At 66.7% G+C, this 15,420-nt stretch carries 18 protein-coding genes; 9 read left to right on the plus strand and 9 right to left on the minus strand.

Features of this window, described 5'->3' with window-relative positions; all coding sequences use genetic code 11:
- Positions 1-181 precede the first annotated feature (181 nt).
- Positions 182-1,423 carry an MFS transporter gene (locus ASC75_RS12220; protein ID WP_055975146.1) on the plus strand — a complete coding sequence of 414 codons (1,242 nt, stop codon included), beginning with the start codon at positions 182-184 and terminating at the stop codon, positions 1,421-1,423.
- A 28-nt stretch (positions 1,424-1,451) separates the two neighbouring features.
- Here the strand turns inward: ASC75_RS12220 and ASC75_RS12225 are convergent, their stop codons facing one another.
- From ASC75_RS12225 to hemC, 6 genes are all read right to left on the minus strand, one after another.
- The gene (locus ASC75_RS12225; protein ID WP_055975149.1) at positions 1,452-2,159 is read right to left on the minus strand and encodes a glutamine amidotransferase; all 708 of its coding nucleotides are present in this window, start codon (positions 2,157-2,159) and stop codon (positions 1,452-1,454) included.
- 7 nt (positions 2,160-2,166) lie between these two features.
- Entirely contained in the window at positions 2,167-2,646 is a 480-nt protein-coding gene (locus ASC75_RS12230; protein WP_055975152.1) for a TerB family tellurite resistance protein, read from the minus strand.
- Between the two features lie 48 nt (positions 2,647-2,694).
- Positions 2,695-4,275, minus strand: coding sequence for a heme biosynthesis protein HemY (locus tag ASC75_RS12235; protein WP_055975156.1), 1,581 nt, complete (start codon positions 4,273-4,275; stop codon positions 2,695-2,697).
- A gap of 10 nt (positions 4,276-4,285) precedes the next feature.
- Positions 4,286-5,656 (minus strand): hypothetical protein, encoded by a 1,371-nt coding sequence (locus tag ASC75_RS12240; protein ID WP_055975160.1) that lies wholly within the window; start codon positions 5,654-5,656, stop codon positions 4,286-4,288.
- A gap of 122 nt (positions 5,657-5,778) precedes the next feature.
- Positions 5,779-6,495 (minus strand): uroporphyrinogen-III synthase, encoded by a 717-nt coding sequence (locus ASC75_RS12245; protein WP_055975163.1) that lies wholly within the window; start codon positions 6,493-6,495, stop codon positions 5,779-5,781.
- On the minus strand, positions 6,496-7,425 hold the full coding sequence (gene hemC, locus ASC75_RS12250; protein ID WP_055975165.1) for a hydroxymethylbilane synthase: 930 nt from the start codon (positions 7,423-7,425) through the stop codon (positions 6,496-6,498).
- A 98-nt stretch (positions 7,426-7,523) separates the two neighbouring features.
- On the opposite strand from hemC, the gene tsaD reads away from it, so the two are divergent.
- From tsaD to ASC75_RS12275, 5 genes are all read left to right on the plus strand, one after another.
- Positions 7,524-8,609 (plus strand): tRNA (adenosine(37)-N6)-threonylcarbamoyltransferase complex transferase subunit TsaD, encoded by a 1,086-nt coding sequence (gene tsaD / locus ASC75_RS12255; RefSeq protein WP_184117386.1) that lies wholly within the window; start codon positions 7,524-7,526, stop codon positions 8,607-8,609.
- Entirely contained in the window at positions 8,606-9,589 is a 984-nt protein-coding gene (locus ASC75_RS12260) for an NAD(P)H-dependent glycerol-3-phosphate dehydrogenase (RefSeq protein ID WP_055975171.1), read from the plus strand. Before tsaD ends, ASC75_RS12260 begins: the two co-directional genes overlap by 4 nt.
- A gap of 19 nt (positions 9,590-9,608) precedes the next feature.
- Entirely contained in the window at positions 9,609-9,905 is a 297-nt protein-coding gene (locus ASC75_RS12265; RefSeq protein WP_055975174.1) for a YciI-like protein, read from the plus strand.
- Between the two features lie 31 nt (positions 9,906-9,936).
- On the plus strand, positions 9,937-10,371 hold the full coding sequence (locus tag ASC75_RS12270; protein ID WP_055975177.1) for an EVE domain-containing protein: 435 nt from the start codon (positions 9,937-9,939) through the stop codon (positions 10,369-10,371).
- A gap of 68 nt (positions 10,372-10,439) precedes the next feature.
- Positions 10,440-11,039: a methyltransferase gene (locus tag ASC75_RS12275; protein WP_055975502.1), complete on the plus strand. Its 600-nt coding sequence runs from the start codon at positions 10,440-10,442 to the stop codon at positions 11,037-11,039.
- A gap of 5 nt (positions 11,040-11,044) precedes the next feature.
- Here the strand turns inward: ASC75_RS12275 and gcvA are convergent, their stop codons facing one another.
- Complete coding sequence (gene gcvA / locus ASC75_RS12280) at positions 11,045-11,962, minus strand: transcriptional regulator GcvA (protein WP_055975181.1); 918 nt, start codon at positions 11,960-11,962, stop codon at positions 11,045-11,047.
- A 134-nt stretch (positions 11,963-12,096) separates the two neighbouring features.
- Here gcvA and ASC75_RS12285 point away from each other — a divergent pair, with 134 nt between their 5' ends.
- Positions 12,097-12,345, plus strand: a complete 249-nt coding sequence (locus tag ASC75_RS12285) for a hypothetical protein (protein WP_055975184.1) — start codon at positions 12,097-12,099, stop codon at positions 12,343-12,345.
- A gap of 132 nt (positions 12,346-12,477) precedes the next feature.
- Here ASC75_RS12285 and ASC75_RS12290 read toward each other — a convergent pair whose 3' ends face one another.
- Positions 12,478-13,104 (minus strand): L,D-transpeptidase, encoded by a 627-nt coding sequence (locus ASC75_RS12290; protein ID WP_082496536.1) that lies wholly within the window; start codon positions 13,102-13,104, stop codon positions 12,478-12,480.
- Between the two features lie 50 nt (positions 13,105-13,154).
- Here ASC75_RS12290 and ASC75_RS12295 point away from each other — a divergent pair, with 50 nt between their 5' ends.
- The gene (locus ASC75_RS12295) at positions 13,155-13,838 is read left to right on the plus strand and encodes a response regulator transcription factor (RefSeq protein WP_055975187.1); all 684 of its coding nucleotides are present in this window, start codon (positions 13,155-13,157) and stop codon (positions 13,836-13,838) included.
- 73 nt (positions 13,839-13,911) lie between these two features.
- Positions 13,912-14,367, plus strand: coding sequence for a cyclic nucleotide-binding domain-containing protein (locus tag ASC75_RS12300; RefSeq protein ID WP_055975190.1), 456 nt, complete (start codon positions 13,912-13,914; stop codon positions 14,365-14,367).
- Positions 14,368-14,517: 150 nt separating this feature from the next.
- On the opposite strand, the gene ASC75_RS12305 is transcribed toward ASC75_RS12300, so the two are convergent.
- Positions 14,518-15,324 carry an exodeoxyribonuclease III gene (locus ASC75_RS12305; RefSeq protein WP_055975508.1) on the minus strand — a complete coding sequence of 269 codons (807 nt, stop codon included), beginning with the start codon at positions 15,322-15,324 and terminating at the stop codon, positions 14,518-14,520.
- Between the last annotated feature and the right edge of the window lie 96 nt (positions 15,325-15,420).

Genomic DNA, 15,420 nt, shown 5'->3' on the forward strand with positions numbered 1-15,420 from the left:
TCGCATCGGCCGCGCGGCGCGGTCCGGCGGCTCGAAAGCGCCGGACCTCGCTGGCACCTCTCGTGGCACGCTTGCCGAAAAGTTTTGATCCAGCGGCACAATGTTGCCCGCCGGACAGTGATCTGCGCTATTGCACCCTCGCCGGCGTGATCCGATCCGGCGTCGAAACCCGCCGGACCAGATGACAGCCCATCCCGCAACAGCGCCCGAACACCGCTTCGCTGCCTTTCGTCATGGTGCGTTCTCGCGCTTCTGGATCGCGCGTTTCCTCGCCACCTTCTCGACCCAGATCGTCTCCGTCGGCGTCGGCTGGCAGGTCTACGACCTGACGCGAAATCCCTTCGACCTCGGCCTCGTCGGCGTCATCCAGTTCGCGCCGGCCTTGCTGCTGGTGCTCGTCACCGGCGTCGTCGCCGACCGCTTCGGCCGACGCCTCATCATGGCGCTGGCAGCGCTTGTTGAAACTGCGTGCGCCGCTGCCCTGCTGCTCCTCACCTATCATGGCCTCGCCAGCCCGCTGCCGATCTTCGCCGTGCTCGCCGTCTTCGGCATCGCCCGCGCCTTTTTTGGCCCAGCATCGGCATCGCTGGTCGCAAACCTGGTCCCAGCCGAGGATTTCGCCAACGCCGTTGCCTGGAATTCGTCTGCCTGGCAGACCGCCACCATCGTCGGCCCGGTCGCCGGCGGCCTGCTCTACGGCGTCTCGCCCGAAGCCGCCTATGGCGCGGCCACCGTCCTCATGCTCGCCTCGGCGGCGCTGATCTTTTCCATCCCGAAACCAACCCAGCGCAGCGAGACGGACACATCCACCGCCGAAACCCTGTTCGCCGGTTTCCGCTACATATGGGGCGAGAAGATCGTGCTCGGCGCGATCTCGCTCGACCTGTTCGCCGTGCTTCTGTCAGGCGCCGTCGCTCTCCTGCCGGTCTACGCGCGCGACATCCTGGAACTCGGGCCCTGGGGCCTTGGCATGCTGCGCGCCGCCCCCGGCGTCGGCGCCATCGTCGTCGCCGTCTGGCTTGCCGGCCATCCGATCCGCGATCATGCCGGCCTGGTGATGTTCGTCTTCGTCGCCTTGTTCGGCATAGCCACGGCGATTTTCGGCGTCTCGACCATTCCCTGGCTGTCGATCACGGCCCTGGCCCTGATCGGCGCCACTGACATGGTCAGCGTCTACATCCGCGAGACGCTGATCCAGCTGTGGACGCCGGATCGTGTCCGCGGCCGCGTCAACGCCGTCAACGGCGTCTTCGTCGGCGCCTCCAACGAACTCGGCGAATTCCGCGCCGGCACCATGGCAGCCCTGATCGGCACCGTGCCTGCCGTCGTCTTCGGTGGCATCGGCGCCGTCGCCGTCGCCGGAATCTGGGCCTGGACCTTCCCGCAGTTGCGCAAGGTCAGGCGCCTCGACGGCCGCGTCTGATACAAGGGCAGCAGGAAGCCCCCCTGCCTTACCGGCCCCCTCGGCCAAATATCGTGACGAGAAACTCGTCGAGCCAGCGCTTGAGGTGCATGTCCCAGATCAGCCGGCCGCCCAGATGGTCGCGGCCTGGCTGTGCGCCGGGCAGCACGAAGCGTTCGGCCCCGCGCACCACCCAGCGCTGCATCATCACCCGTGTCAGTTCGGCGTGGAACTGGATGCCCCAGGCATTGTCGCCATAGCGGAATGCCTGGTTGGGATAGGTGTCGGATGATGCCAGGAGCACGGCGTCGGTGGGCAGCGAAAAGCCCTCGCGATGAAACTGGTAGACCATCTCGGGCCAGTGCATCAGCTTGCGGCCTTCCTCGGTCGCCTTGATCGGATACCAGCCGATCTCCACCAGCCCATCGCCATGGCCCTCGACCTTGCCGCCGAGATGGTTGACCAGCATCTGCGCGCCAAGGCAGATGCCGAGGAACGGCCGGTTTTCGCTGAGCGGCACCGCCAGCCAGTCGGTCTCGCGGCGCACGAACTCGTCATGGTCGTTGGCGCTCATCGGCCCGCCGAAGACCACGGCGCCGGCATGGTTTTCCAGTGTTTCGGGCAAGGAATCGCCCAGCGGCGGCCGGCGGATATCGAGATCGAAGCCATTCTCGATCAGCAAGTGACCGACACGGCCGGCGCTGGAATGCTCCTGGTGCAGGACGACCAGGATCTTCGCTCTCGCCTTGCCCGGCATCGAGCGCCTATTCGTCCGTTTCGGGTCCGACCGCGCGCTGCGCCTGCTGCGCCGCCTTGCGCTTGGTCTCAATGCGGTCGCGGCTTGCGACCCCGATCAGTTCGGCGATGCGCCAGATGGTGTTGTCCTCCATCTCATGCAGTTCGCCGTCGGCATAGACGATCTCCCACATCATGCCGATGAAATCCTTGCGCGCATCCTCGTCGAGGCTGCGCTTGAGCACGCTGGTGAAGGCGTAGAGATCGATCGCCTCGTTGTCGGCCTGCTCGCCGGCCTTCGCCAGCCGGTCGAGCTCGGTGCCCGAGACGCCGTAACTCTTGGCGAGCAACTGCTTGACGCGCTCCCACTCGATGTCCTGCCGGTCGCCGTCGGCGTCCATGACATGGTACATCAGCGCCGCCGCCGCCACGCGCGGGTCGTCCTCACCGCTGTGCCTGGCGCCTGCCGCGGGCAGGTCCTTCAGGAAGGAAATCATGCGTTCGAACATCGGCGAATCCTGCTTGGGGCAAAGCCTAGACTTAGGGTCGGCCTCGAATCAAAACAAACGGAAACGTCGCTGCGCGTTGTCCCGTTCCACCTCGGGGTCCACGCCGGGATCGTCGGGAAGCCGGATCGGCTCTGCCTTGTCCTCGTCCACGACCCCGGCAACGCCGTCCAGCGCCGGTGGAACGACTTTTGCCACGGCCGGCTCGGCCTCCTTTTCCGGCATGGCCTCGACGTCGCTCTCGACCTCTACGATGTCGTCGCCGGCGGGCTGCGCGGCCCGGATCGCCGGGATCGCCACGCGCTCCTCCGGCTCCTCGTCGTGCTGTTCGATGAGATGGCCGAGCCGTTCCTCCGGCGCCTTCCACTCGAATGCGTCGAGCCTGCCGGTCACCGGCGAGAACGGCGCCCAGCGCTCGGAAACGACGCCGTCGGCGACCCATGCCGGGTCGCGCGGCGCCCGCACCGCCTTGGCCAGCCACTGGCGCACCTTGCCCTGGTTGCCGGTCTCGGCCTCCTCGATGTCCGCGAGCAGCAGATAGGCGCCCTCGCGCGGCTGCATCCGCGCCGCTGCCTCGGCCTCGGCGCGTGCCAGCGCATAGTCCTGCGCCTCCAGCGCAGCGCGCGCCACGGCGAGTGAGGATTCCGGGTGGTTCTGCCGCAGCGACTGCAGCTTCTTCGCCCGGGCCAGCCGGTCGAGAACGGCGTCGCCGGGTCGGCCATGGACATAAAGTTCGGCGACATCGGGCAGCGGCTCGGCCTTCCACGCACCTTCCAGCGCCTTCGAACCCTTGCGCACGTCGTTCTGGCGGAACAGCGCCTTGGCTGCGGCGATCGCCGCCGGGCCGAATTCCGGCCGCAGCCGGTTGGCCTCGAGCGCTGCCGTCCGTGCCGCATTGAAGTCGCTGTCGAACAGCTGCATCGCCTTGGCCGTCAGCAGGACCGAGCGGCGATTGTTGGCGACGTCGCGCTCGATCTGCCGCGTCGACTTCTGGGCATCGACCAGCGCCAGGGCACCGTCCCAGTCGCCGCGTTCGGCCTTTTCCTCCAGCGTCGAATCCGCCGCCCAGGAAAGCTGCGGCGCCAGCCCCGCGGCACGCCCGGCATAGTGGCGCGCGGCCGAGCGGTCGCCCAGTCTCTCGGCCTCGAGATAGAGCCCGCGCAGGCCAAGCAGGCGCATCTCGGGATCGTCGAGCATCGCCTCGAATTTCTGCCGCGCGCCGTCATGATCGCCTTCCAGCAATGCCGCCTGCGCGTCGAGCAGCTGGATCAGCGGTTCCTGGTCGGAGCGGATCAGCTTCGCCGCTTCCTTGTTCTTCTTACGCGCAAGCGCCGCATCGCCGGCACCCGCCGCGATCATCCCGGTCGACAGCGCCTGGTAGCCGCGGTCGCGGCGGCGGGCGCGGAAATGGCGGGCGATGGCATAGGGACTGTTCCACAGCGACTTGGTCAGCCACCACAAGAGCATCACCGCCGCAACGATGGCCGTCACCGCCACCGCCGCCACCATCAGGCTGACCTGGTACTGGTAGCCGCCGAAGGTCACCACCATGTCGCCCGGGCGATCGGCCAGCCAGGCGAAGCCCAGACCGAGAGCGAAGACGATGGCGAGGAAGAACAGGATGCGTATCATCTGGTGTTCCTCACGCCTTCATCGCATTGGCGACCAGTTGGTCGACCAACGCCTCGACCTCCTGCCGCGCCTTGAGCGTGGCGGCGAAATCGGCGCCCGCCGCCTTGGCGGTGTCCGGCAGCGTCTCGTATTCGGCCAGCGCCTTGGCGAAGTCGCCCTGGGTGACCGCCAGTTCCATGCGCGCCACCGTCTCCGGCGCGCCTGCGCCTTCGACGGCGCCGATCGGCCGCACCTTGACCAGTTGCTCCGCGCTCGAAACCAGCCGCTCGAACACGCCGGCATCCGGATTAACCGGCTTCGCCGCCGCGATCATCGCATTGGCGGCGGCGTCGGTTTCGGCAACGATGTTGGCCCGCGTCGCCACGCCCTTTTCGGCATGGGCCCGGAGTTTCGCCAGCTCCGCCGCGTCGGGCGAAATGGCGGCAAAGGTCTCGAGTTCGGCGCCGAACGCGCCACCCCGGTCGACGGCTGCCTTGAGCGCCGATGCGGCAATCGCCAGCGCGATCTTGGGCTGCGATGCCTGTGCGTCGACCTTGGAGGTCAGCGCGGAAACCGACTGCTCCAGCGTCGCGATCTTGCCGTCATCGCTGGAAGCAGCCTCGCCCGCGGCCTTCAGCGCTGTGTCCAAAGCGCCCACCTTCTCGTTCAGGGCCGCAACCTCGCTTGCCGCCGCCCCGCCCTGTCCGAGCGACGTCACCGCCGTCTCGACATCCTTGATGCGCTGGTCGAGCCCGGCCAACGCCTCCGGCGAACCCGCCTGGCTGCCGGCTGTCTTCAGCCCTTCGACCTCGCTCTTCAGCTGCGCGATCTCGCCCGACAGGCTTTCGATCTGTCCGCCGGCGTCGCCGCTGCTGCGCGCGGCCGAAAGTTCGGCCACCTGCGACTTCAGCGAGGCGATCTCGGCCTGCATTTCGCCGCCATCGCCGGCACCAGACGACGGCGCGCCCAGCACGCCTGCATATTGCAGTCCGCCGGCGACCAGCAGCGCGATCAGGCCGCCGGCAAGGCCCGGCAGGAGGCCTGACGTCGGCTGTCGCATCGGCGCTTGCGAGGACGTCGCCGAACTCGAGGCATAAGAACTGCCGCCATCCGAAGCTGCGGCTTGTGCCGGCGCCTCGGCCTTGGGCTGCTGCGCCTGCGGGCCGTTGTCGAAATCATAGTCGTAGGACGCATATCCGCTGTCGGCCGGCGCTTGCGCCTCGCTGGCAGCGGGCTCCGCCGCCATCGCCTCGTCGCCCATCGCCGCCGAAACCTTTTCGCCCTCCGTCACGGTCTCGGCCTTGGCGGCATCCTCGACCCGCGACACCGCGCCTGGCTCAAGCTCGATCATCACCGGCTCGCGATGCGTCTTCGAATGGCGCGTCTTCGGCGTCTTGACCATGCTTGGGGCTCCGCGATTTTCGTTGGCACAGGTCCCGCGGCGAATGCGGGGTCGAAGATCAAAATCAGTAACACCCACCGTCCAGCGAAAAAAGGCCGCGTGATGGCACGGTCGACGCAACGTCAGTCCGGCGCGCCGAGAAGGTCGAGCAGCGCGTCCTCGTTGGGATCTGGCGCGACCTCGATGTCGAAGCCGTCGCCCAGCGCCGAGGCAATCCGCCCTGACAGGCAAAAACACGTCGCGCCCCGGATCAGGTAGTCCGCCTCGGCATGCGTTTCCATCAGCGTCCCGAACGCTGCCGCCGAGCGTGCCGAATAGATCAGCACCGCGTCGATCGGCTGGCCGCCGAGTTGCTGCCGCACGTAAGTAGGAGGCGGTGAAAGTGCGATCGTGTCGTAGGTCTCGATCGGCACCACCTTGATGCCGTTGGCGCCGAGGCGCCGCTCGAAATCCGGCATCCGCACGCGCCCGCAGAGATAGGCCAGCGTCGCCTTGCCCAGCTCGATGGCGATCATGTCGGCAAGTGCTGCTGCATCGCCCGGCCCTTCGCTGACGGAGAAAAAACCCGCCTTGCGCGCGCCCTCTGCGGTCCGGGCGCCGACTGCGTGGCACGGCAGGTGGCTGAGCCGCTCGACCAGCCCGCTCGGGGCGTGGCGGAGCGCGTTGGCACTGGTCACGGCCACTGCGGTGGCGTTGGTCGGCACGCTTTCGCGCGCCACCGGCAGCGGCTGCGTCTCGGAAAGCGGCAGCAGCACCGGTTCGAAGCCGAGCGCTTCAAGGCGCCGCGCGGTGCGGGTGGCGCCGGGATCCGGCCTCGTCACCAGCACACGGCGTGCCATCTAGCTCCATCCCTCGAAGAATTTCTCGCCGGCGCGTGCCCTGACGTCTTCGCCGGCCTTGCGGCCGATCTCGGCGGCGTCCGCCGCGCGGCCTTCGGCCTTTGCCTCGTGCCACAGCGTACCATCTGGCGTCAGGATAAGCCCGGAGAACGCCAGCATGTCGCCATCGATTGTTGCATATCCGGCGATCGGTGTCCGGCATGAACCGTCGAGTGCGGCGAGAAACGCCCGTTCGCAGGCCAGGGCCTGGCCGGTTGGCCTATGGTCGATGGCTGCCAGCATGTCGCGCACGCGGCTGTCGCCGACGCGGCTTTCGATGCAGATCGCGCCCTGCCCCGGCGCCGGCGGAAACATGTCCAGCGGCATCAGGTCGGTGATGATGTCCGCCAGGCCGAGCCGGCGCAGGCCGGCATTGGCCAGGATGGTGCCCTGGGCCACGCCCTCGTCGAGCTTGCGCAGCCGGGTCTGCACGTTGCCGCGGAACATCACCACGTCGAGGTCGGGGCGCATGCGGCGGATCAGCGCCTGCCGCCTCAGCGACGACGAGCCGACGACGGCACCTTCCGGCAGCTCGGCGATCCTGGCGGCAGCCCGGCCGATGAAGGCGTCGCGCGGGTCCTCGCGCGGCAGGAACGCCGACAGTTCCAGCCCGTCGGGCAGCTGCGTCGGCATGTCCTTGGACGAATGCACGGCGAAGTCGACGTCGCCGGCATAGATCGCCTCTTCCAGCTCCTTGGTGAACAGCCCCTTGCCGCCGGCCAGCGCCAGCGAGCGGTCCTGGATACGGTCGCCGCTGGTGGTGATCGGCACGATCTCGAACGCCTCTTCCGGCAGGCCGTGCGCCGCCATCAGCCGCGCGCGCGTCTCATGCGCTTGCGCGAGCGCCAGCAGGCTGCCGCGGGTTCCGATTCTCAAGGCTCTAGTTTGCATCGCGCTTGGTCCGTGATAACCCCGCGCTGGCGGGGCGGTCCCGTACCTCCTATCTAGGAAATTACCACCGGGCAATCATGCAGGGTAGCGACCAATTGATCCGCGTTCTGGGCATCGAGACAAGCTGCGACGAAACCGCGGCCAGCGTGGTCGCGCTCGAAGCGGGCAAGAAGCCGGTCATTCTGTCGAGCACGGTCTTCAGCCAGATCGAGGAACACGCAGCCTTTGGCGGCGTCGTGCCCGAAATCGCCGCCCGCGCCCATGTCGAGGCGCTCGACGGCATCGTCGAGGCCGCACTTGAGGATTCCGGCCTCTCGCTCGATGACATCGACGCCGTCGCCGCCACTGCCGGCCCGGGCCTCGTCGGCGGTCTGATCGTCGGGCTGATGACCGCCAAGGCGATCGCCGCATCCGCGCAAAAGCCGCTGCTGGCCATCAACCACCTCGAAGGCCACGCACTCACCGCGCGGCTGACCGACGGGCTCGAGTTCCCCTACCTTCTGCTGCTCGTCTCGGGCGGACACACCCAGATCGTGCTGGTTCGCGGCGTCGGCGACTACCAGCGCTGGGCCACCACCATCGACGATGCGCTCGGCGAGGCCTTCGACAAGACCGCCAAGATGCTGGCCTTGCCTTATCCCGGCGGCCCCAATGTCGAGAAGGCGGCGGCCTCGGGCGACGCCACCCGCTTCGTCTTCCCGCGTCCGATGAAGGGCTCGGCCCAGCCGGACTTCTCCTTCTCCGGCCTCAAGACCTCCGTGCGTCAGGCCGCCACCTCGGTCGCCCCGCTCAGCGATCAGGATGTCGCCGACATCTGCGCGTCGTTCCAGGCGGCGGTCACCGACACGCTCGGCGACCGCGTCAAGCGCGCGCTCGCCCGCTTCCGTGCCGAATTCCCCGATGTCGCAGCACCGGCGCTGGTCGTCGCCGGCGGCGTCGCCGCCAACCACCAGATCCGCGCCAGGCTTGAACTGCTATGCGCCGGCCATGGCTTCGCCTTCATTGCGCCGCCCATGGCGTTGTGCACCGACAACGCCGCGATGATCGCCTGGGCCGGCATCGAGCGGCTGCGCGCCGGGCTCGCCGAGCCTGACGCATTCGATTTCGTGCCGCGCTCGCGCTGGCCGCTGGACACCGTGTCCGCGCCGGTCGTCGGCTCCGGCAGGCGGGGAGCCAAGGCATGAGCGCATACAAGGTCACGGTTCTGGGCGGCGGCGCCTGGGGCACGGCGCTGGCCCTGGCCATGCTGCGCGCCGGCCATGCCGTCACGCTCTGGGCGCGCGACGCAGACAGCGTTGACGCCATCGCCAGGGGCCAGAACCCGCGCTACCTCCCCGGCATCACCTTCGAGACCGGCATCGTCGCCACGACCGACCTCGCCGCCAGCGTGGCCGGCGCCGACTGCGTGCTGGTCGTCACCCCGGCGCAGGCGCTGCGCAGCGTGCTGTCGGAGGTCAAGCCGCATGTTGCCGCCCATGTGCCCCTGGTGCTCTGCGCCAAGGGCATCGAACGCGACACCGGCACGCTGCTCTCGGCCATTGCCGCCGAGATCCTGCCGGACAACCCGGTTGCGGCCCTGTCGGGCCCGAGCTTCGCCACCGACGTCGCCCGCGGCCTGCCGACCGCCGTCGTCGTCGCCGCCGAGGACGAGGCCCGCGCGTCGGCGCTTGCCCTGCGCTTCTCCGCCGCCAATCTGCGCTGCTACTCGACCGACGACCTCATCGGCGTCGAGCTCGGCGGCGCGCTGAAGAACGTCTTCGCCATCGCTGCCGGTGCCGTCACTGGTGCCGGCCTCGGCGCCTCGGCGCAGGCAGCCCTGGTCACCCGCGGCTTTGTCGAACTGCGCCGCATCGGCGCCGCCTTCGGCGCCCGGCCCGAAACGCTGATGGGTCTGTCCGGCCTCGGCGACCTGATGCTCACCTGCTCTTCCGTCCAGTCGCGCAACTTCGCCTACGGCGTGGCGCTCGGCAAAGGCGAGGAACTGTCCGGCCGGCCTCTGGCCGAGGGCGTGGCCACCGCCTACATCGCCGCCCGCCTGACGCGCGAGCGCGGTATCGATGCCCCCATCGTCGAGGCGGTTGCCGCTTTGCTCGACAAGGCCATCACCATCAACGAGGCCGTCGCCGGGCTGATGACCAGGCCGCTGCGCGCCGAAGCCGACTGAATTCATCGAGAGGGACAACATGCTTTTCGCACTGATCTGCAAGGACAAGCCGGGCCATCTTCAGCTCCGCCTCGACACCCGCCCCGACCACGTGGTCTTCCTCAACGACCTCAACGCCAGGGGCGCGCTGAAATTCGGTGGCCCGTTCCTCGATGCCGACGGCAAGCCGGAGGGTAGCCTCGTGGTCATCGAAGCGGCGGATGCGGCTGTGGCCCAAGCAATCGCCGACGCCGATCCCTACGCCAAGGCCGGCCTGTTCGAAAGCGTCCAGGTCCGTCCGTGGAACTGGGTCTTCAACAATCCGGCCAGCGCCTGAACTGGCATCTATCGGGCATCGAGGGGACGACATGAGCGACAAGAAGTACTGGCTGTTCAAATCCGAGCCGTTCAAATTCTCCTTCGAGATGCTGAAGGCGGCCGGCAAGAAGGGCACGCAGTGGGACGGCGTGCGCAACTACCTCGCCCGCAACAACATGCGCGCCATGCAGATCGGCGACCTCGGCTTCTTCTATCACTCAAATGAGGGGCTGGAAGTCGTCGGCATCGCCGAAGTCTGCGCGCTCGCCCACCACGACACCACCACCGAGGACCCGCGCTGGGAATGCGTCGACATCCGCTACCACAGCGAGATCCCCAGGCCCGTCACGCTCGCCGACGTAAAAGCCAATCCGGCGCTCGAGAAGATGGCGCTCGTCACCTCGATGCGCCTGTCCGTCCAGCCGGTCACGCCGGACGAGTGGCAGGAAGTCTGCCGCATGGCCGGGCTCGACAAGGCGCCGTGACCACGGCCTCCACGACACGCCTGACGTCCGAAGGCGCGGCCACCTTCATCCGCGCCAACACGGCGCTGATGCGGCCGCCGCATGTGCCCGAGATTGCGCTCTACCTCGCCGACGAGGCGCATGATCTCTGGCACCGGACCGAAGAGGAACTGGCCGAGATCGGCCTGCCACCGCCCTTCTGGGCCTTCGCCTGGGCCGGCGGCCAGGGCTTGGCGCGCTATGTGCTCGATCACCCTGGAACCGTGGCCAGCAAGCGCGTCCTCGACTTCGCCTCCGGCTCCGGCCTCGTCGCCATTGCCGCCATGCAGGCCGACGCGGTGTCGGTCGTCGGCGCCGACATCGATCCCTTCTGCGAGGCGGCCATCCGCCTCAATGCCGGGGCCAACGATGTGACGATCGGGTTCGAAGGCGCAGATCTCGTCGGCCATGACGGCGGCTGGGACGTCGTCCTCGCCGGCGATGTGTTCTACGAAAAGCCCTTCGCCGACCGGCTCGTGCCCTGGTTCGAAAAGCTCAGGGCACGCGGCGCAGACGTGCTCGTCGGCGATCCCGGCCGCTCATACCTGCCCAGGGAGCGGCTCGAAAAGCTGGCCACCTACGAGGTGCCTGTCACCCGCGCGCTCGAGGACGCCGAGGTCAAGCGTACCACCGTCTGGCGCTTTGCCTGAGGCCTTCAGGCCAGCGTCTGGGACGCTTCCCCGACAATCCACTCCCGGAAGGCCGCAATGCGCGAATCGCCCTCCGAGCTTTTCGGATAGACGAGGAAATAGGCGAACTCGCGTGACGCCCTGATGCCGAGGTCGAACGGCCTGATCAGCCTCCCCTCGGAAAGATCGTTGGCCACCATGGCGAAATCGGCGAGTGCCACGGCACTGCCGTCAATCGCCGCCTGCACGGCGTCGGACGAATTGGTGAAGACGATGGCCCGGCTGTCGTCGAAGTCGTCGACGCCCGCCGCCGCCATCCACATCCGCCAGTTCGGCCAGGTCACGCCCTGCTGCGACCATTCGATGTGCACAAGCGTGTGATGGAACAGGTCGCGCGGCACGTTGAGCGGCCGCTCGGATTGCAGAAGCCTCGGACTGCACACCGGAATGATGATGTTGTCGAACAATCGTTCGGCATGCAGCCCCGGATACTTGCCCGTGCCGAAGCGGATACCGACATCGACATCGTCGAGGTCGAAATCGCGCACGTCGTAGCTGATGTCGAACCGCAGCTCGACGTCTGGATGCAGCTTGCGAAAAGCGTCGATGCGCCGCATCAGCCATTTCGAGGCGAAATGCGCATCGAGCGTCACCTTCAGAAGCGCCGTCCCGCGCGTCAGCTTGCGCGCCTTCGAAACGGCCCGGTTGAGCAGGTCGATGGCATCGGCCGATGCATCCACCAGCGCCACCCCCGCCTCGGTCAGCCGGATGCTGCGGCTGGTGCGCGTGAACAAGGTGACGCCGAGCTGGTCCTCGATTTCCTTGATTTGGTGGCTGACGGCGGCCGGCGTCAGCCCGAGTTCGTCGGCGGCACGCGTGAAATTCAGGTGCCTGCCGGCAGCCTCCAGCGTCCGCAAAGCACGTGTCCCGGGTACGAAGCGCATCGCCAGATCTTCAAATTCGGTTTGAGGATCGAGAAAGAACTACTCGTTTCTCTTTTGTCTTTCAGCGCTGCATCATGAGCCCAGTTCAATCAATGTCAAACCGGATTTGATGTCCGGACGAAACGGAACCGACCATGTCTACCGATGTCCTGAAAGCCACCTTTGTCCAGCCGGCACGGCTGCAGCCGGTTTTCGATTGGTTTCGCCAGATGAGGGCAGCTCTCAACGTGCCTGTACAGGACGCGTCCGAGTTGTCCGAGCACTACCGCCGCGACACCGGTATCGCCAAGCAGGACATCGCCAAGGCCGTCGACGCCGATCTTGGCCGCCTGGGCCTGCTCGACATCGGCTGGCAGCAGCCGCGCCGCCAATCCCATCGCTGAAACCCCTCTCCCACTCACTCTGGGAGTTCACTCGGCCCGAAGATCACGTCTCCCGATCTTCGGGTCGCTTTCTTTGCCGCGCCTCGCGTCTATCTGGACGCGCAAAAACGCACCGCGTTCCCTTGGATCGTCCTAGCGTACCACTTTCAAGATCGTGCGGCTCGATAGGTGCGGCAAAAGCCGCGCCATCGTCTGCGCCGTCACCGCCACGCAGCCCTGCGTCGGGGTGAAACCCGGCCGCGCCAGGTGGAAGAAGATGGCGCTGCCGCGCCCGCGCCGCCGTGGTCGGATGTTCCAGTCGAGCACGATGCAGGCGTCGTAGAGCCGGTCGTCGCGCTTCATCCGCTCGTGGCTCGCGCCGTAGGGGATTTTCACCGGCCTGTTGTAGTTGCGATCGTCGGGCACCTCGCACCAGCCGAGATCCGCGCTGATCGGGCTCATCTCAAGCCGCGTGCCCCGCCCTCTGAAGTGGTCGTTGCGGAAATAACCCGACAAGAGCCGCATCTGCCCGAGCGGCGTGCCGCCATCGCCCTCGCGCTTGTTGGCGGTGATGCCGCCACGCCCCAGCGCACAGGGAAACACCACCCCGCCGACTTGCAGCAGCCCCTTGGTCGGCTCGCCCGGCTTGGCGCGCACGACGATTGTCGAAATGCGTTGTCGCAAAAAACCGTCCGCCCCAATTACGCCTTTGATTTTTCTTGTATGATCGTACGCGGAACAAATCACCGCGTTGACAGTTGTGCCGTTCAGCTTCTTCATCCAATTGCCGCGGTCAACAGAATTTTGATTTTAAAACAACGGATTGATTCATGACCTCACGTACCATCCTGATCGTCGACGACGACGACGATCTGCGCAGCACGCTGGTCGAGCAACTCGCGCTTTATGAGGAGTTCGAAGTCCTCGAGGAGGCTTCCGCCGCCAAGGGCGTCAACGTCGCCCGCGCCGGCCTCATCGACCTGCTCATCATGGATGTCGGCCTGCCCGACATGGATGGCCGCGAAGCGGTGAAGATCCTGCGCAAGGGCGGCTACAAGGCACCCATCATCATGCTGACGGGCCACGACACCGATTCGGACACCATTCTCGGTCTCGAAGCCGGCGCCAACGACTATGTCACCAAGCCGTTCCGCTTCGCCGTCCTGCTCGCCCGCATCCGCGCCCAGCTGCGCCAGCACGAGCAGAGCGAAGACGCCACCTTCTCCGTCGGTCCCTACACCTTCAAGCCGAGCCAGAAGCTTCTAATCGATGCGCGCGGCGGCAAGGTCCGGCTGACCGAGAAGGAAGCCTCGATCATCAAATATCTCTATCGCGCCGACCAGAAGGTGGTCACCCGCGACGTGCTTCTCGAAGAGGTTTGGGGCTATAATTCGGGAGTGACGACACATACGCTGGAAACACATGTCTACCGGCTGCGGCAGAAGATCGAGCGCGATCCTTCCAATGCGGAAATTCTTGTGACAGAAAGCGGCGGATACAAGCTGGTTCCCTGACCGGTTTTCCGGCGGTGTGGGGCCGCCGGCCAACAACAGGGAGAAGGAGCCGGTCTGAGAAGTCGGGGACATAATGGCGCTGGATGACGACATCCGCATCCTGTCCGGCGTGAGGCTGTTCGAGGGCTTCACCCAAGAACAGCTGCGTTTGCTGGCCTTCGGCGCGGAGAACGTAAATCTCCCGGCCGATCGCAAGCTCTATCGCGAGGACGACGAGGCTGATTCGGCCTATGTCGTCATCTCGGGCCGCATCGCGCTCTATCGCGAGGCCGATGGGGTGCGTCTCGACCTCGGCTCCGCCGGCCCCGGCGCGATGCTCGGCGAACTCGCCCTCATCGCCGACACCAGGCGGCTGACCAGCGCCGCCGCCGCCATCGATTCGGAAATCATCCGGCTCAACCGCAAGATGTTCCACCGCATTCTCGAGGAGTACCCCGAGGCCGCCGCCCGCCTGCACCAGCACATCCTCGAGGACCTGCAGGACATGCTCGCGCGGATCGAGGACATGGCTCCGAGGTTCGGAAAGTAGGCTCACGTCGGCCAATGGAACGTGAGCATGGGCGAAGGCGACCCGGTAGCCCTCATGGTGAGCCTGTCGAACCACGAGGGCTACGCCAGGCTCAGCTACGTGACGGAAGCGGAGAAAGCTGCGACAGATGCCCGCCGGCGCGTGTTTTCCCTAGTCCAGGTCGAACCGGGCGATGACCGGCACATGGTCCGACGGACGGTCCCAGCCGCGTGCAGCGCTTAGGATCTCGATGCCGGTCAGCTGCGGCGCCAGATTGGCCGACGACCAGACATGGTCGAGACGGCGGCCGCGATTGGAAATCTCCCAGTCCTTCGCCCGGTAGCTCCACCACGTGTAGATCTTCTGGTCGTCCGGCACGTTGAGCCGCATCAGATCGACCCAACCGCCGGCCTTGCGCATCGCCTCGAAATTCTCCGTCTCGACCGGCGTGTGGCTGACCACGTTGAGCAACTGCTTGTGCGACCAGACGTCGTGCTCCAGCGGCGCGATGTTCAGGTCGCCGACCAGGACCGAGGCCGACTTTTCGTCGTGAGCCGCCGGGATGGCATTCATCTCGGCGACGAAATCGAGCTTGTGGCGAAACTTCGCGTTTATCTCGGGATCGGGCTCGTCGCCGCCAGCCGGCACGTAGAAATTATGCGCCGTCACCTTCTTGCCGCCGGCGTCGAACCGCACCGACAGGTGGCGGCTGTCGTCGATTTCGCAGAAACGCCGCTTTTCCACAATCTCCAGCGGCCGCCGTGCCACAGTCGCCACGCCATGGTAGCCCTTCTGGCCATGGATCGCGATGTGCTCGTAGCCGAGCTTGCGAAACGCCGCCGACGGAAACTGGTCGTCCGGGCACTTGGTTTCCTGCAGGCACAACACGTCGGGCGCGTATTCGTTCAGCAGCCGCTCGACCAGCGGCATGCGCAGGCGCACTGAGTTGATGTTCCAGGTGGCGATGGACAAGGGCATGGCGGGTTCCGGCACGAAGTTGCCGCGGAACCTGCCAGCAAGGCCAAGCGATGACAAGGCGCGAAGACGGATGCAGCGCCGGTCGCGGCGCTGTCC

This window comes from Aminobacter sp. DSM 101952 (genome assembly GCF_001424795.1).
GTDB lineage: Bacteria > Pseudomonadota > Alphaproteobacteria > Rhizobiales > Rhizobiaceae > Aminobacter > Aminobacter aganoensis.

Bases quoted from the DNA above. Each gene is read 5' to 3' on its own strand.
- ASC75_RS12220 (WP_055975146.1), top strand. From the start codon at position 182: ATGACAGCCCATCCCGCAACAGCGCCCGAACACCGCTTCGCTGCCTTT.
- ASC75_RS12225 (WP_055975149.1), bottom strand. From the start codon at position 2,159: ATGCCGGGCAAGGCGAGAGCGAAGATCCTGGTCGTCCTGCACCAGGAG.
- ASC75_RS12230 (WP_055975152.1), bottom strand. From the start codon at position 2,646: ATGTTCGAACGCATGATTTCCTTCCTGAAGGACCTGCCCGCGGCAGGC.
- ASC75_RS12235 (WP_055975156.1), bottom strand. From the start codon at position 4,275: ATGATACGCATCCTGTTCTTCCTCGCCATCGTCTTCGCTCTCGGTCTG.
- ASC75_RS12240 (WP_055975160.1), bottom strand. From the start codon at position 5,656: ATGGTCAAGACGCCGAAGACGCGCCATTCGAAGACGCATCGCGAGCCG.
- ASC75_RS12245 (WP_055975163.1), bottom strand. From the start codon at position 6,495: ATGGCACGCCGTGTGCTGGTGACGAGGCCGGATCCCGGCGCCACCCGC.
- hemC (WP_055975165.1), bottom strand. From the start codon at position 7,425: ATGCAAACTAGAGCCTTGAGAATCGGAACCCGCGGCAGCCTGCTGGCG.
- ASC75_RS12260 (WP_055975171.1), top strand. From the start codon at position 8,606: ATGAGCGCATACAAGGTCACGGTTCTGGGCGGCGGCGCCTGGGGCACG.
- ASC75_RS12265 (WP_055975174.1), top strand. From the start codon at position 9,609: ATGCTTTTCGCACTGATCTGCAAGGACAAGCCGGGCCATCTTCAGCTC.
- ASC75_RS12270 (WP_055975177.1), top strand. From the start codon at position 9,937: ATGAGCGACAAGAAGTACTGGCTGTTCAAATCCGAGCCGTTCAAATTC.
- ASC75_RS12275 (WP_055975502.1), top strand. From the start codon at position 10,440: ATGCGGCCGCCGCATGTGCCCGAGATTGCGCTCTACCTCGCCGACGAG.
- gcvA (WP_055975181.1), bottom strand. From the start codon at position 11,962: ATGCGCTTCGTACCCGGGACACGTGCTTTGCGGACGCTGGAGGCTGCC.
- ASC75_RS12285 (WP_055975184.1), top strand. From the start codon at position 12,097: ATGTCTACCGATGTCCTGAAAGCCACCTTTGTCCAGCCGGCACGGCTG.
- ASC75_RS12290 (WP_082496536.1), bottom strand. From the start codon at position 13,104: ATGAAGAAGCTGAACGGCACAACTGTCAACGCGGTGATTTGTTCCGCG.
- ASC75_RS12295 (WP_055975187.1), top strand. From the start codon at position 13,155: ATGACCTCACGTACCATCCTGATCGTCGACGACGACGACGATCTGCGC.
- ASC75_RS12300 (WP_055975190.1), top strand. From the start codon at position 13,912: ATGGCGCTGGATGACGACATCCGCATCCTGTCCGGCGTGAGGCTGTTC.
- ASC75_RS12305 (WP_055975508.1), bottom strand. From the start codon at position 15,324: ATGCCCTTGTCCATCGCCACCTGGAACATCAACTCAGTGCGCCTGCGC.